The 14,893-nt window shown below is 68.3% G+C and carries 12 protein-coding genes; 3 read left to right on the top strand and 9 right to left on the bottom strand.

Translation table 11 applies throughout. From position 1 onward, the window contains the following. Positions 1–56: 56 nt before the first annotated feature. From PM1_RS02295 to amaB, 3 genes are all read right to left on the bottom strand, one after another. A complete protein-coding gene (locus tag PM1_RS02295) occupies positions 57–1,193 on the bottom strand; it encodes a branched-chain amino acid ABC transporter substrate-binding protein (RefSeq protein ID WP_009613410.1) in 1,137 nt (378 codons plus the stop codon). A gap of 387 nt (positions 1,194–1,580) precedes the next feature. Next, the gene (gene amaA, locus PM1_RS02290; protein WP_009613411.1) at positions 1,581–2,864 is read right to left on the bottom strand and encodes an L-pipecolate oxidase; all 1,284 of its coding nucleotides are present in this window, start codon (positions 2,862–2,864) and stop codon (positions 1,581–1,583) included. A 142-nt stretch (positions 2,865–3,006) separates the two neighbouring features. Next, a complete protein-coding gene (gene amaB, locus PM1_RS02285; RefSeq protein WP_009613412.1) occupies positions 3,007–4,497 on the bottom strand; it encodes an L-piperidine-6-carboxylate dehydrogenase in 1,491 nt (496 codons plus the stop codon). A gap of 170 nt (positions 4,498–4,667) precedes the next feature. Here amaB and PM1_RS02280 point away from each other — a divergent pair, with 170 nt between their 5' ends. Continuing rightward, positions 4,668–5,564, top strand: coding sequence for a LysR family transcriptional regulator (locus PM1_RS02280; RefSeq protein ID WP_009613413.1), 897 nt, complete (start codon positions 4,668–4,670; stop codon positions 5,562–5,564). Between the two features lie 99 nt (positions 5,565–5,663). Next, complete coding sequence (nadE, locus tag PM1_RS02275) at positions 5,664–6,491, top strand: ammonia-dependent NAD(+) synthetase (RefSeq protein WP_009613414.1); 828 nt, start codon at positions 5,664–5,666, stop codon at positions 6,489–6,491. An 841-nt stretch (positions 6,492–7,332) separates the two neighbouring features. Here nadE and trhA read toward each other — a convergent pair. Beyond that, positions 7,333–7,965, bottom strand: a complete 633-nt coding sequence (gene trhA / locus PM1_RS02270) for a PAQR family membrane homeostasis protein TrhA (RefSeq protein ID WP_009613415.1) — start codon at positions 7,963–7,965, stop codon at positions 7,333–7,335. Between the two features lie 104 nt (positions 7,966–8,069). After that, a complete protein-coding gene (gene azu / locus PM1_RS02265) occupies positions 8,070–8,516 on the bottom strand; it encodes an azurin (RefSeq protein ID WP_009613416.1) in 447 nt (148 codons plus the stop codon). Between the two features lie 374 nt (positions 8,517–8,890). Between azu and PM1_RS02260 the strand changes: the two genes are divergently transcribed. After that, positions 8,891–9,478, top strand: a complete 588-nt coding sequence (locus tag PM1_RS02260) for an LOG family protein (protein ID WP_009613417.1) — start codon at positions 8,891–8,893, stop codon at positions 9,476–9,478. Here PM1_RS02260 and PM1_RS02255 read toward each other — a convergent pair. The 4 genes from PM1_RS02255 to PM1_RS02240 are packed head-to-tail and all read right to left on the bottom strand — an operon-like array spanning position 9,475 to position 14,893. Beyond that, complete coding sequence (locus tag PM1_RS02255) at positions 9,475–9,870, bottom strand: type IV pilin protein (RefSeq protein ID WP_009613418.1); 396 nt, start codon at positions 9,868–9,870, stop codon at positions 9,475–9,477. The genes PM1_RS02260 and PM1_RS02255 overlap by 4 nt on opposite strands. Further along, complete coding sequence (locus tag PM1_RS02250) at positions 9,867–13,544, bottom strand: pilus assembly protein (RefSeq protein WP_009613420.1); 3,678 nt, start codon at positions 13,542–13,544, stop codon at positions 9,867–9,869. The genes PM1_RS02255 and PM1_RS02250 overlap by 4 nt, the downstream gene beginning before the upstream one ends. 9 nt (positions 13,545–13,553) lie before the next feature. Further along, positions 13,554–14,138 carry a pilus assembly PilX family protein gene (locus PM1_RS02245; protein WP_009613422.1) on the bottom strand — a complete coding sequence of 195 codons (585 nt, stop codon included), beginning with the start codon at positions 14,136–14,138 and terminating at the stop codon, positions 13,554–13,556. After that, positions 14,135–14,893 (bottom strand): PilW family protein, encoded by a 759-nt coding sequence (locus tag PM1_RS02240; protein ID WP_009613424.1) that lies wholly within the window; start codon positions 14,891–14,893, stop codon positions 14,135–14,137. The genes PM1_RS02245 and PM1_RS02240 overlap by 4 nt, the downstream gene beginning before the upstream one ends.

Genomic DNA, 14,893 nt, shown 5'->3' with positions numbered 1-14,893 from the left:
GCGGGGATGCCGGCGCCGCTCGTGGCGGCGCCGGCAGTCGGCGCTTCAGGCCGGGATCACTTCTTGAAAGCGTCCAGCTGGTGGTACTTGCCCTTGTCGTCCCATTCGTAGACCACGTAGTCGGAGACTTTCAGGTCGCCCTTCTGGTCCCACTCCTTCTTGCCCATCACGGTCTGTACCGGGTGCGACTTCAGCCACTTGGCAGCGGCCGCCGGGTCGGTCTTGCCGGCGCCGTTGAAGCCGGCCGCCAGGGCCTGCACCGAGGCGTAGGCGTAGAGGGTGTAGCCCTCGGGCTCGAAGCCGCCGGCGCGGAACTTCTCGACCACCGCCTTGCCGTCGGGGATCAGCCGTGGGTCGGCGCCGAAGGTCATCAGCACGCCCTTGACGTACTGCGGGCCGCCGGCGGTGGTGACCAGCTCGTCGGTGACGATGCCGTCGTCGGACATGAACTTGGCGGTCAGGCCCTGTTCGCGCATCTGCCGCACCAGCGGGCCGGCCTCGGGGTGCAGGCCGCCGAAGTAGACGACCTCGGCGCCGGAAGCGCGGATCTTGGTGACCAGGGCGTTGAAGTCCTTCTCGCCGCGGGTCAGGCCTTCGTACAGCACCTCCTTCACGCCGCGCTTGTTCAGCTGCGCGCGGGTGGCGTCGGCCAGGCCCTGGCCGTAGGTGTCCTTGTCGTGGATGACCGCGACCTTCTTGGCCTTGAGCACGTCGACGATATAGTCGCCGGCGACGATGCCCTGCTGGTCGTCGCGGCCGCACATGCGGAACATGCCGGAGAGGCCGCGCTCGGTGACCTGCGGGTTGGTCGAGCCGGGGGTGATGGCGATGATGCCGGCCTCGTCGTAGACCTCGGAGGCGGGGATGGTGGAGGAGGAGCAGAAGTGGCCGACCACCGCCACCGCCTTGTCTTCGTCGACCAGGCGGTTGGCCACGGCCACGGCCTGTTTCGGTTCGCAGGCGTCGTCCGCCTTCACCAGCTTGATCTTCTCGCCGTTGACGCCGCCGGCGGCGTTGATGTCCTCGGCGGCCTGGGTCGCTCCGCGCCAGTATTGCTCGCCGAAGGAGGCGTTGGCCCCGGTGTGCGGGCCGGCGACGCCGATCACGACGTCGGCCTGGGCGAGAGAAGTCATGCCCATCGCGGCGGTTACCGCCAGGGCCAGAAAGCCTTTTCTGAAAATCTTCTGCGACATGGAGTTTTGCTCCTGAGGTTTTTGTGGTGACGCGCGAAACAACAGATGTTGGCGATTAGCCAACAGCAAGCCGCGTGCCATCCGTTTTTGTTATTCGAAAAGTCGGACAGCAGAACCGGCCAGGGCCGGCAGAAAACAGCTTTTGGCGTGTGCAACCCCCAAAAACAAAAGGTGCAACCCAAACATCCGATGGGCGCAACCGTCCATCCCGCGAGCTGGCACAACCAGCAGCCAACGGGCGCAACCCGAGCGGTAACCATCGCTGTCACCTAACTGCACATTCTCGGTGCGCGCCCATCGAGGTAACGCACCAAAAAGGCTAGACCAAAGTGCAGAAGGGGCCAGACGAGGCGGACGGGGCCGGGCGCCCCCGTCCCGGGCGCGCCGCTAGATCACCACGCGCAGGCACTGCCCGGCGTGGTAGAGCGAGAAGCCCGCCTCGTACAGGCAGCTGCGCAGGCCCGCCGCGGAAACCTCCTCCAGCGGCCGCAGGGGCATGGGCAGGGCGCTGGCCTCGCCGCGCAGCAGGAAGTCGGCGAAGGCCTTGCCCACCACGGTGCCGGTGGTCACCCCGCGGCCGTTGTAGCCGCTCATGGCGAGCAGCCCCGGCGCCGGCTCGAACAGGCGCATCAGGTGGTCGGGGGTGAAGTCGATGCAGCCGGTCCAGGTGAATTCCCAGTCCACCTTGCCCAGCCGCGGGAAGTAGTGCTGCTGGATACGGTCGGCCCAGCTGCGGATGAACCATTCCGGCTTGCCGGTGCCCTTGCCCAGGCTACCGAGCAGCAGGCGGCCGTCGGCGTCGCGGCGGATGCTGCTGAGCACCTGGCGGGTGTCCCAGGAACCCTGGCCGCCGGGCAGGATGCGCGCGGCCTCGGCGCCCTCCAGCGGGCGCGAGGCGACCTGGTAGTAGTAGCCGGGGAAGAAGGTGCGGCGCAGTTGCGTCCACTCGCCCTCGGTGTAGGCGCTGGAGGCGATCACCACCTTCTGCGCCAGCACGCTGCCCTCGCCGGTGATGACGCGCCAGGCGGCGCCCTCGCGCTCCAGCGCGGTCACCGCCGAGTTGTGGTACAGCCCGCCGCCCAGCTCGACCACGGCGCGGGCCAGGCCGCTGACGTAGGCCATGGGGTTGAGGGTGCCGGCGCGGCGGTCGAGCAGCGCGCCGGCGATCCGCTCGGTGCCGCAGGCCTCGGCGCAGGCCGCGCCGGTGAGCAGCTCGACCGGGGCGCCGCGGCGCTGCCATTGCTCGCAGCGGCTGCGCAGGTCGTCCAGGCCGCGCTGGTTGTGGGCCATGTGCAGGGTGCCCTCGCGGCGCGCCTGGCAGTCGATGGCGTACTTGTCGATCAGCGAGAAGACCAGCGAGGGCGCCGCGCCGAGCATGCGGTTGAGGCGCGAGCCGACCTCCTGGCCCATGCCCGCCTCGATCTCGTCCGGCGGAATCCACAGGCCGGCATTGACCAGCCCGACGTTGCGCCCGGCACCGCCATGGCCGGTGCGATGGGCCTCCAGCACACAGACGCTGCGCCCCGCCTCCAGCAGGTGCAGGGCCGCGGAGAGCCCGGTGAAGCCGGCGCCGACGACGCATACGTCGGCCTCGTGTTCTCCCAGCAGCGACGGCGCCTGCGGCCGCTCGGGGGTCAGGTGTTCCCACAGACACTCTTGGCGAAGCGACATCCGCTGATCCTTGTACAAGGAGCTGCAAGCGGCAAGCGGCAAGCTCCAAGAAAGAGCCTGCCGCCCCACCCACAGCTAGAAGTCACACCCTGGTCTTGCGCTTTCAGCTTTCAGCTTTCAGCTTTCAGCTTTCAGCTTTCAGCTAATCGAACACTATGCCCTGGGCCAACGGCAACTCCCGCGACCAGTTCACGGTGTTGGTCTGCCGGCGCATGTAGGCCTTCCAGGCGTCGGAGCCGGATTCGCGGCCGCCGCCGGTTTCCTTCTCGCCACCGAAGGCGCCGCCGATTTCCGCGCCGCTGGGGCCGATGTTGACGTTGGCGATGCCGCAGTCGCTGCCGATCGCCGACATGAAGGCTTCCGCCTCGCGCAGGTCGGTGGTGAACACGCAGGACGACAGGCCCTGGGGCACGGCGTTGTTCAGCGCCACCGCCTCGTCGAAGTCCTTGTAGGGGATCACGTAGAGGATCGGGGCGAAGGTCTCGCTGCGCACCACGTCGCTCTGCTCAGGCATCTCGACGATGGCCGGGGAGACGTAGAAGGCCTCGGGGAACTGGTCTTGCAGCTGGCGCTCGCCGCCGAACACCGTGCCGCCCTCGCCGCGCGCCTGCTCCAGCGCGCCCTGCATGGCCAGGAAGCTGCGCTCGTCGATCAGCGGGCCGACCAGGTTGCCCTGCAGCGGGTGGCCGATGCGCACTTTCGAATACGCGGCCTTCAGGCGCGCGACTATCTCGTCCTTCACCGACTCGTGGGCGATCAGCCGGCGCAGCGTGGTGCAGCGCTGTCCGGCGGTGCCCACGGCGCTGAACAGGATGGCGCGCACGGCCATGTCCAGGTCGGCGCTGGGGGCCAGGATCATGGCGTTGTTGCCGCCCAGTTCGAGGATGCTGCGGCCGAAGCGCGCGGCGACGCGCGGGCCCACTTCGCGGCCCATGCGGGTGCTGCCGGTGGCGCTGACCAGGGCCACGCGCGGGTCGTCCACCAGGGCCTCGCCGGCGGCGCGGTCGCCGATCAGCACCTGGCTGAGGCAGGCCGGGGCGTCGCCGAACTGCGCCAGGGCCTTGTCGAACAGCGCCTGGCAGGCCAGCGCGGTGAGCGGCGTCTTCTCCGACGGCTTCCACACCACCGGGTTGCCGCACACCAGGGCCAGCGCGGTGTTCCACGACCACACGGCGACCGGGAAGTTGAAGGCGCTGATGACGCCGACCACGCCCAGCGGCTGCCAGGTCTCGCGCATGTGGTGGCCGGGGCGCTCGGAGGCGATGGTCAGGCCGTAGAGCTGGCGCGACAGGCCGACGGCGAAGTCGCAGATGTCGATCATCTCCTGCACTTCGCCCTGGCCTTCCTGGGTGATCTTGCCGGCTTCCCAGGACACCAGCTCGCCCAGCTCGGCCTTGTGCGCGCGCAGCTGCTCGCCGAACAGCCGCACCAGTTCGCCGCGGCGCGGCGCCGGCACCGCGCGCCAGGCGGCGAAGGCCTGGGCCGCGCGGCCGATCTTCTGCTCCACTTCGGCGGCGCTTTCCAGGCGCACGGCGCCCAGGCGGCTGCCGTCGATGGGGCTGTGGATGACATGGTCACCGTTGGAGTAGAGGGAGGAATCGACTCCCAGTTTCTCGAGCAGTGCGGAAATCATCGCGTCTCCTGAGCCAGTCGGTTAAGCCATTGGAATGCAAGCAGTAATAACCGGCTTGCAGGCGGCCAACAAACGACGTTTCCTATGCACATCATTCCGTAAATTCATGCCAGGGGCGGCTGCGCGTCGGCGGAGCCGCCCTACCGGCATTCACAGAGCCGATCACGACGATGCTCAACAAACGCCACCTGCCCTCCATGACCGCCCTGCAGTGCTTCGAGGCCGTGGCCCGGCACCTGAGCTTCACCCGCGCCTCGGAAGAGCTGGCGCTGACCCAGAGCGCGGTGAGCAAGCAGGTGGCGCAGCTGGAGGAGATGCTCCAGCACCTGCTGTTCCGCCGCGTGCGCCGGCGCCTGCAACTGACCCCGGCGGGCGAGCTGTACCTGCAGGAGGTGCGCAAGATCCTCAGCCAGGTGGAGCTGTCCACCCGTTACCTGCTGTCCTACGGCGGCGAGACCGAGGTGCTGCGCGTGTCCACCCCGCCCACTTTCGGTGCGCGCTGGCTGATCCCGCTGCTCAACGGCTGGCGCCACCGCCACCCGAACATCCACCTGGACCTGCGCCAGGAACTGGAGCCCGACGACCTGCTGCACTCGCGCTGCGACGTGGCTTTCTTCTTCGGCCCCGGCACCCTGCCCGGCGCCGAGTGCCTGCACCTGTTCGGCGAGGAAATGCTGCCGGTGTGCTCGCCGGCGCTCCTCCCGGCGCAGCCGCTGGACGACCCGCTGCAACTGGACGAACTGGTGCTGCTGCAGAACGCCACCCGCCCGGAGGCCTGGCACGAGTGGTTCGCCAGCCTCGACCGGCGCAGCGAGCACAGCTTCCACGGGCCGCGCTTCGACACCTTCTACATGTGCATCCGCGCCGCCCAGGCCGGCTGCGGCGTGGCCCTGCTGCCGCGCTTCCTGGTGGAGGAGGAGCTGGCCGAAGGCAAGCTGGTGGTCGCCTGGCCGCACAGCCTGCAGAGCCGCAGCGCCTACTACCTGGCCTACCCCGAGCAAGCCGCGGCGGTGCCCAAGGTGCGCGCCTTCGTCGAGTGGATCGGCGAGCACCTGCAACAGCCCTGAAGCGCCCGCGACCATCCGGGCATCGCCCGGCACGCCGTGTGCTGGTATTTTTTCCGCATCCGACGGGCCGCGCCCGTCCACAACCGGACAGAGAAGCCCATGAAAACCATCCAAGACGACATCGCCAAGGACCTCAACGTGCAGCGGCCCTTCGCCACCGAGGCCGACGTGCAGGCGGAAATCCAGCGCCGCATCCGCTTCATCCAGGACTGCCTGCGCGAGTCGGGCACCAGGACCCTGGTGCTGGGCATCAGCGGCGGTGTCGACTCCCTCACCGCAGGCATGCTCTGCCAGCGCGCCGTGGAAGGCCTGCGCGAGGAAACCGGCAACCCGGACTACCGCTTCATCGCCGTGCGCCTGCCGTACAACGTGCAGGGCGACGAGTCCGACGCCCAGGCGGCGGTGGACTGCATCGCCCCGGACGAGCGCCACACGGTGAACATCGGCCCGGCGGTCCAGGCCCTGGCCGAGCAGACCCGCGCCCTCGACGGCCTGCCCGCCGCCACCGTGGACTTCGCCTTGGGCAACACCAAGGCGCGCATGCGCATGGTCGCCCAGTACACCATCGCCAACGCCCGCCAGGGCCTGGTGGTGGGCACCGACCACGCTGCCGAGGCGGTGATGGGCTTCTTCACCAAGTTCGGCGACGGCGCCTGCGACATCGCCCCGCTGACCGGCCTGGTGAAGCACCAGGTGCGCACCATCGCCCGCACCCTGGGCGCCCCGGAATTCCTCGTGGAAAAAGTGCCCACCGCCGACCTCGAAGACCTCGCCCCAGGCAAGCCGGACGAACACGCCCACGGCGTGACCTACCAGGAGATCGACGCCTTCCTGCACGGCCAGCCGGTCAGCCCGGAGGCCTTCGAGATCATCAAGCGCACCTACGAGAAGACCCACCACAAGCGGCAGCTGCCGAAGGCGCCGTGAGGGCGCCTTGCGCCATCTCCTGTTGGAGCAACTGTCTTGCAAGCCGCGCTGGGGCGCTTTTCGTAGGATGGGTTGAGCTTGCGAAACCCATGCGGTTGCGCTGATGGGTATCGCTTCGCTCAACACCATCCTACGGGTCTCGTGCTTGCCGGAGGGGGTAGCGGACCTTGTCCGCGATTAACCGGCCCCACCGGCGCGATTCGCGGATGAGATCCGCTCCTACGCTGCCCCACCCGCGCCATTCCATGTAGGAGCGCGCCCTGCGCGCGATTTCGCGGGCAGGGCCCGCTCCTACAGATTGCCGAGAGGCACGGTATTCCTCCCCCCGTAGGAGCGGACCTTGTCCGCGATTAGCCGGAACCTTCGGCGCGATTCGCGGATGAGATCCGCTCCTACGCTGCCCCACCCGCGCCATTCCATGTAGGAGCGCGCCCTGCGCGCGATTTCGCGGGCAGGGCCCGCTCCTACAGGTTGCCGGGAGGCACGGTATTCCTCCCCCCGTAGGAGCGGACCTTGTCCGCGATAGCCGGAACCTCCGGCGCGATTCGCGGATGAGATCCTCCTACGCTGCCCCGCCTGCGCCATTCCCCTGTAGGAGCGCGCCCTGCGCGCGATTTCGCGGGCAGGGCCCGCTCCTACAGGTTGCCGGGAGGCACGGTATTCCTCCCCCCGTAGGAGCGGACCTTGTCCGCGATAGCCGGAACCTCCGGCGCGATTCGCGGATGAGATCCGCTCCTACGCTGCCCCACCCATGCCATTCCCATGTAGGAGCGCGCCCTGCGCGCGATTTCGCGGGCAGGGCCCGCTCCTACAGGTTGCCGGGAGGCACGGTATTCCGCTTCTATGCCACCCGCGCCGGCAACACGTACTGCCACACCGCCACGAAGTGCAGCAGGCTGCCGGCGATCACGAACAGGTGCCAGATGCCGTGCCAGTGGCGGAAGCGCTCGTCGTAGGCGAAGAACAGGATGCCGATGGTGTAGCTGGCCCCGCCGGCCACCAGCCAGGCCAGGCCGCCCGGGCCAAGGGCGCGGTACAGCGGGCCCAGGGCGATCAGCACGATCCAGCCCATCACCGCGTAGATGACGATGGACAGCACCCGCGCCTCGGAGCGCGGCTTGAGTTCCTGCAGCATGCCCAGCACCGCCAGGCTCCAGACGATGCCGAACAGCGTCCAGCCCCAGGCGCCCTTGAGGCTCACCAGGCAGAAGGGCGTGTAGCTGCCGGCGATCAGCAGGTAGATCGACAGGTGGTCGAGCTTGCGCAGGATCGCCTTGGCCCGCCCGCGCACGCTGTGGTAGGTGGTGGAGACGCTGTAGAGCAGCAGCAGGCTGCCGCTGTAGATCGAGACGCCGACTATCTTCAGCGCATCGCCGAGCAGGCTGCTGGCGATCACCAGCCAGGTGCCGCCCACCAGCGCCGCCACGGCGCCGAGCAGGTGGGTCCAGGCATTGAATCGTTCACCGTGGTACACGTTCTTCCCCCCTGACGCGACCCAGGCACGGCGGGTCGCCTACCAGGATAAGTTAAAACGAAAAAGCCCGGCTGCAAGCCGGGCTTTCGTACGAAGCGACGAACTCACTTCAGAGCGAGGGTGCCCTTCATCATTGCCGAGTGGCCCGGGAAGCTGCAGAAGAACATGTACTGCTCGCCTTCCTTCAGCTTGGAGACGTCGAAGCTCACCGAGTCTTTCTCGCCGGAGCCGATGATCTTGGTGTGGGCGATCACGCGGGTGTCGCCGTCCTTCAGGTAGTTCTTGTCCAGGCCGGCGGCCATGCCGTCGGCGACCACGCCCTGCATGTCGGCGGCGGTGGTCAGCACCCAGTTGTGGCCCATGACGTTCTTCGGCAGGGCGCCGGGGTGGGACAGGTTCACGGTGAAGGTCTTGCAGCTCTTGTCCACGCTGATGGCGTTGGTGTTGAACTGCATCTGGTCGTTGCCTTGAATGTCCACCGAGCATTCGGCAGCCAGCAGCGGGGCGCTGAACAGACCGAGCAGGGTGACAGCAGCGAGTTTGTGGAACATACGAGCCTCCTGGGCAGGTTGGGCGGAGAATCCGGAACGGCAGACTGCCCGATAGTCGGGCGGCGCCTGCTGATCCAGGTCAATTCGGTGCGGGCGGCGCCATAGTCTTGCCAGCATGCAGTTCTATCAGGCTGATACGAACTTTCAACGAGGCAAATTAGCGCGCCCCGTCCAGCATAGACCGTCACGGATGCCTGACGGAGAGCGTCGCCATGCACGATAAATCGGATACAAACATGTATACAATTTTTCAGCAAGTCCTCGCGTGCTATGCCCAGGGCGCCTGCGGCGGCTAGGTCGGCCATGGCGGCTTGGAGCGCGGACACGCAGCAGTTACTCTGACGACCGTTTTGACGGTCACGGAGTTCCAGACAATGACCTTGCGTTCCATCTGCGTATTCTGCGGCGCCAGCCCCGGTGCCAGCCCCATTTACCGCGAAGCGGCCGAGAGCCTCGGCCGGCACATCGCCGAGCGCGGCCTGCGCCTGGTCTATGGCGGCGGCGCCGTGGGCCTGATGGGCATGGTGGCCGATGCCGCCCTGGCCGCCGGCGGCGAGGTGGTGGGAATTATCCCGCAGAGCCTGAAAGAGGCGGAAATCGGCCACAAGGGCCTGAGCCGCCTGGAAGTGGTCGACGGCATGCACGCGCGCAAGGCGCGCATGGCCGAGCTGAGCGATGCCTTCATCGCCCTGCCCGGCGGCCTGGGCACCCTGGAGGAACTCTTCGAGGTCTGGACCTGGGGCCAACTGGGCTACCACGCCAAGCCCCTGGGCCTGCTGGAAGTGAACGGCTTCTACGACCCGCTGCTGAGCTTCCTCGACCACCTGGTGCAGGAGCGCTTCGTCCGTGCGGAACACCGCCAGATGCTGCAGCGCGGCGCCACCCCGGCCGAACTGATCGACGCCCTGCAGGCCTGGAAGCCCCTGGCCGCGCCCAAGTGGGTTGACCGCGCGCCGACCTAGCGCCAGCACTCGGTGGTGGCCGGACTGCGCTGCCCCAGGGCGTTGAGCGTCAGGGTGCCGCAGCGGGGATCGTTGCGTTGCGGCTCGACCTCCAGCAGGTAGCCGCCATCGCCATCTTCGCCGGCCGACAGCGTCAGGACGTAGCGCCCATTGCGTGAACTCGCCTGCAGGCCAAGGGAGGCGATGTCGGCATTCGCCACCACATAGCGGCGGTTCTGCGCGAAGAAACGCTCCTGGCGCGCCGCCGCCTCCATCAGCAGGGCCTGGCCTTCGGCGCGGTCGGAGCGCCGCGCGTATTCCACGTAGCTGGGATAGGCGACGCTGGCGAGGATGCCGACGATGACCACGGCGATCATCAGCTCCAGCAGGCTGAAGCCGTTCTGCCCGCTCATTCCGATGCCTCCATCTGGCGCCAGCTCTGCCGGCCCGGGCGGATGCCGTCGTAGAAGCGCACCGCCCCTTCGCTGCCGTGGGCGACACCCAGGCCGCTGGACAGGTCGAAGCCGAGGGACGCCCCGCCCAGGCCGCCGGGGAGCAGCATGCCTGCGACCTTGTTGCCGTCGTCACGGTCCCGCGCATCGACCACGCCGTCGTTGTTGTAGTCCAGAGCGTCCGTCAGCGGCGCCCCGCCAGTCAGGGGGTTGAGCGCCAGCAGCCAGGTGCTGACGCCATCCTGGCAGGGGTCGGCGTTCGGCGTCAGCGTGGCAAACAAGGCCAGCCGGCCGCTGCTGGCCGGGTCGGCGACGACCTGCTCGCCGGTCTTCGGCAGGTCCAGCAGCCAGCCATGCACGCCGTTGCCGCCCGCGCCGGGCTTCTGCGCAGCGGGCGCCCAGGCCAGCGGGTTGCTGCTGAGGCTTCGGTAGCTGTCGGTGGCCTTGGTGAACTTCTGGGCCTGCAGCCTGTTGCGCGTCACCGTCGAGTCGTTGCCGCCCTGCTCTCCCGCGGCCAGCCTGTCCCAGATGCCGTAGAGGCTCATCGCCCGGCTGGTGTCGGCCTCGGCGTCGTGGACCTCGAAGTATTTGCCGGTGCCCAGCAGCGCCAGCACGCCCTGGCCCGAGGGATGGCGGACCAGCCAGGGCGCCGCGGTGATGGGCTGTACCTCGCCCTCTTTGCTCGGAGCAAGAGGGGCAAGGCGGGCGCGGAACAGCGGCCGGCCGGCCAGCCCGACCCGGTAGTCGGAGGCGCTGGCGGAGTCGGGGCCGCCATATCCGCCCTGGCTGGTGGCCTTGTAGAGGTCGAAGCGCCAGAGGTTGCCGAGCAGGTCGCCAGCGTAGGCGTGGTCGACGATGCCGTCGCCGTCCATGTCCGCGGCGCGGGGGCTGGACAGGCCGTTGGCGGCATCGCCGCCCTGGCTCACGTTGAGTTCGCGCAGCAGCGAGCCGGTGGCGATGTCGATCAGGTAGAGCACCGCCATGTCCTGCAGGCCGTCGTAGCCGTTGGCCGCCAGCACCGCCCACTGGCCGCTGTGCAGGCGGGTGATGACCGGGCGCGCCAGGGTATGGCCGAGGCGTGCGAACGGGCCGGCGCCGCCTTCAATCTCCCAGAGCAGCTTCGGCTGCTGCGGGTCGGTGACGTCCAGGGCGAAGAGCGCGCGGCCGCCGGCGCCGAGGCCGCCGACCAGCACGGTGCGCCAGGCGCCGTCGAAGAACACGTCTTCGGCGACCAGGGGGCCGTCCACCAGGTAGCGATGCTCCGCAATGGTGTAGCGCGGATCGGTCAACCGGTACATGCCGGCCAGGGCGGGACGGGGCACGAAGGCGAAGACCTCTTCGCCGGTCTCGGCGTCGAAGGCGTGCAGCATGCCGTCGTTGGCGCCGACGTAGATCATGCTGCGCCGCGAGGCCTGCGCCGCCTTGAATTCGCTGTAGGCGTCGTCCCTGCTGCTCAGGCCGTCATTGTCGGGGCCTTCCAGGCGGTCGCGCGGCAGCGCCGGGCGGGACGGCGCCGTCACCAGCAGCGGCGCCGAGTTGACGATGTCGCCGAGCAGCCCGCCGCGCACGCGGAACTCGCTCCCTTCGAGGTCGCGCTTGCCGGCCAGGTACTGCACGCGTGCTTCGCCGCGGGAGTCCTGGTCGCCGGAGAGCGTCTGGTTGAAGACGCGCCGCTGCCCGCTGTCGAGGTTGCTCCAGGCGAAGTCCACCAGGCTCTTGCCCTTGCCCATGAGTACCCGCCGCGGGCTCTTGCGCCCGTCGAGCAGCGCCTTGGCGCTCCACAGCTGCTGCCGGCCGGCGTTCGCCGGTTGCAGGTACTTGACCAGGTCGCCGCTCCAGTCCTCGCTGGAGAAGGAGGCGACGTAGACATGCGCCTGGTCCTTCACCTCGCCGGCCGCCACCGCCGGTCGCGCCGCCGAGGCCGCACGGTTGACGATGCGCGAGAGGATGCTGGCGAAGGCGTCGACCATCTGCTGCGGGTCCTCGGCGCTGAAGAACTCGCCGCGGGAGTTGATCGCCGCGTGCCAGAGGTCGTAGACGTTGTTTTCATGATCGGAGCTCGCTGGCGGCCAGGCGATGCTGCCATTGGCCAGGCCCTGGTAGCCGGCCCCCTCGAAGGTGCCGCCGGACCATTGCGGGCTGAGCAGCGAGTGCCCCAGGCCCAGGCCCATGGTGAAAGTCACCAGGTGCTGCCAGGTCGCCGGGTTGTTGCGCGGGTCCCAGTATTGCCGGGTGGCATCCGCCTGGGCGAAGGGAACGTAGGGCTTCAGCTCGTTGGCAAGGTCCGTGCGCGCATCGGTGGCCCAGTAGTGGAAGGCCAGGTCGGCCAGGGTGTTCTTCGCCCCGTCCTTGAAGGGCGAGCGGGCCGCATAGTGAGCGCCGTCCGGCAACGTCCTGCCACTACCATCGACGTTGCCGCCCACCGAGCCCGCCCTGCCGTTCCACAGCCCATCGGTCATCATCAGGTGATAGCTGGGGCGACAGGTGAATTTCGGCTCTTTCTTGCCGCCGGGCTCGAAGTCGTAGGCTGGGCCGTCCTCGTCGGCGATGAATTTGCCGGCCCGGTCCAGCGCCTGGCGCAGAGGCGTACCGCCGCTGAACCTGACGCTCGACAGCCAGTGGAAGAAATCCGCGCGGTGCTTCTTGGCGAATGGACGAAACGGGTTGCCACCGCTGTAGCTGATGCCGTTGCACCCCCACTGCCCGTCGAGCTGGCTGCAGCCGTTCAAATCCTGCCAGGTCAGCCGGATGGACTCGGGCAGGCTGTTGAAGGCCAGGTTGGCGGCGCTCTGGGTGGCCAGGGCGCGGTTGCGGTAGAAGGCGTACCAGATGGCGAAGTTCTCCCGTTCGTCCTCGCCGTTCGGGCCGGAGTTCGCGCCGACCTTGACCAGTTTGTAGCACTTGTCGTCGGTCGAGGACGCCGAGCAGCCGCTCAGGCTCGCGTCGAACCTGTAGTAGTAGGCCGGCACACCATGCTGGGTAAGGTCCACCGTGGAGGTGCCTGCGAGCACATTGTAACTACAGGGAACCCACCTGCCGTTGAGATGCCCATCGCACGCGAACCACCCCGTGCGCTTGATCTCCAGCCTAAGGCCGGGAGCGAGGTCACCATCCCAGGTCTGCCCGGTGGACAGCGAAGCGCTGCGCTTGAAGTCGCTTTCGGGATTCTTCGTCTGCTCGAGATCGCTCGACGAATCCGGAGAATAACGCCAGGTCACCCGGTACTCATTGGCCAGGTCGATCGTCTCGCGTCTTTCATCGAAGCCGTTACGCCTGACCCGGGTGAAATCGAAGCCACCGCCCTGGCTGACGGGGTATTCGCGCACCGTCAGTCGACCGTTGCTGAAGGTGACCTGCTTCGGCACCCGGTAGGTCAGTTGGGGGTTGTAGTACATCGGGTTGTAGCTGGCCGCCTTGGCCCGACGACTATCGGCGTGCTTACCGATGGCATCGGGAACGTAAGCCATGTGCATGCTGCCGGAACTGTCCATCGTCAGGATCAGGTTCGGCGCCACCGTCTGGCTGAGGAACAGCGGCTGCTGGCTGATGTGCAGCTTATCGGCGCTCGCCGGCATGGCCAGCCAGGCCGCTGCCAGGCCGAGGAAGAGACGGGGGTAGTGGCGGCGAAGGCTCATCGGTTTTCCTCAGTTCACGTAGCGCCGGGCGAAGACCGATTGCAGGAGCACCGGCGTGCGCCCGTCATCGCTCCCGGCATAGACGTCGGCGTAGTAGTAGTCGGTGCGCAGCTGCGGCTCGTCGAGGTTGCCCAGGTTCAGGCCGTCGCCATCGCTGGCGAAGTAGGCGGCGTGCTGGCGCAGCGTCCGGTCGAAGCCGCTCTGGCCGTCGGCGCCGCGGTAGTCGATGGCGTTCTGCGCCTTTCCCCACCACGCACCCGGATCGCTGCTCCAGCTCCACTGCCAGGCGCCCTGCTCGTCGACGCGCCGCACGCTGTCCACCTGCAGCACGCAGAGGCCCTGGCGCCCGGCGCAACTGGCGCCGCGCAGGTCGTCGCCGCCGGCGATATCCGCCAGGCGCCGCTCGACGTTGCGCAAGGCCGATTCGGCCGCGTTGAAGGCGCGCACCTGTTCCGCGCGGTTGCCGGCCAGGCGGAACTCCAACTGGCTGGCGGAGATGCCGGACAGGGCCAGCACGGTCATCAGCAGCAGCATGACCAGCGCCACGACGAGCACGGCGCCGCCCTGGGCCGTTGCGCTTGCACGGACATTCATGGCTTCAGGTTCCTCTGGGCGATGGCGGCGAAGGCGATCTGCAACGGACGGGTGTCGCTGGCGGCGATGGCGGGGGCTCGGCCACTCAGCGCCTGCCAGTCGTTGCGCACCCCGCTGACGATGCCGTCGCCCTGGCCGCCCTTGCCGGCGAACAGCAGGTACAGGCCGACCTGCTGTACTTGCTCGGTGCTGTCGGCCAGCGGCTGGAAGCTGAAATCCACCATGTCCTCGACCAGCACGCTGGCGGAACCGGGGCCGCTTCCCCCTTCGACGAAGGAAGTGCAAGTCAGCTTTCCGGCGTTGCTGTCCAGCGCCAGGTGGGCGACCACGTTGAGCGGTTTCGTCGAGAAAGGCAGCGACGCGCCGCTGCAGTCCGCCTCTTGCGCCTCCAGGCCACGCTGGTAGCGCACGCACAAGGCCGCGCTCCTGTTGCCCTGGGCCAGGGCCAGCGTCTGCCCGGCGGCGAAAGCCGGACAGCCATGGACGGCTCCCCGTGCCGGGAAGGCTTCCTCGGCTATTTGCGCCTGGGGCCTGGCCCGGTAGCCGGCGCGTGCCACCAGGCGCTCGATGGAGTGGGTGGCGAAACGGGCATTGCCCTGGTTGGCCAGTTGGCCGAACTGGAACTGGGCGTGGCGCTTCTGGTCGAGGAACAACTGGGTGACACCGATGATCAGCACGCTGCCGAGCAGCAGCGCCACCATCAGTTCGACCAGCGACAGGCCCCGCTGGCCATGCTGCAGATGGGAGGCTCTCAT

Source organism: Pseudomonas sp. M1 (genome assembly GCF_022760135.1).
Taxonomy (GTDB): domain Bacteria; phylum Pseudomonadota; class Gammaproteobacteria; order Pseudomonadales; family Pseudomonadaceae; genus Pseudomonas; species Pseudomonas citronellolis.
Note: the sequence above shows the minus strand (reverse complement) of the source record. Positions and strands in the feature narration are given on the sequence as shown.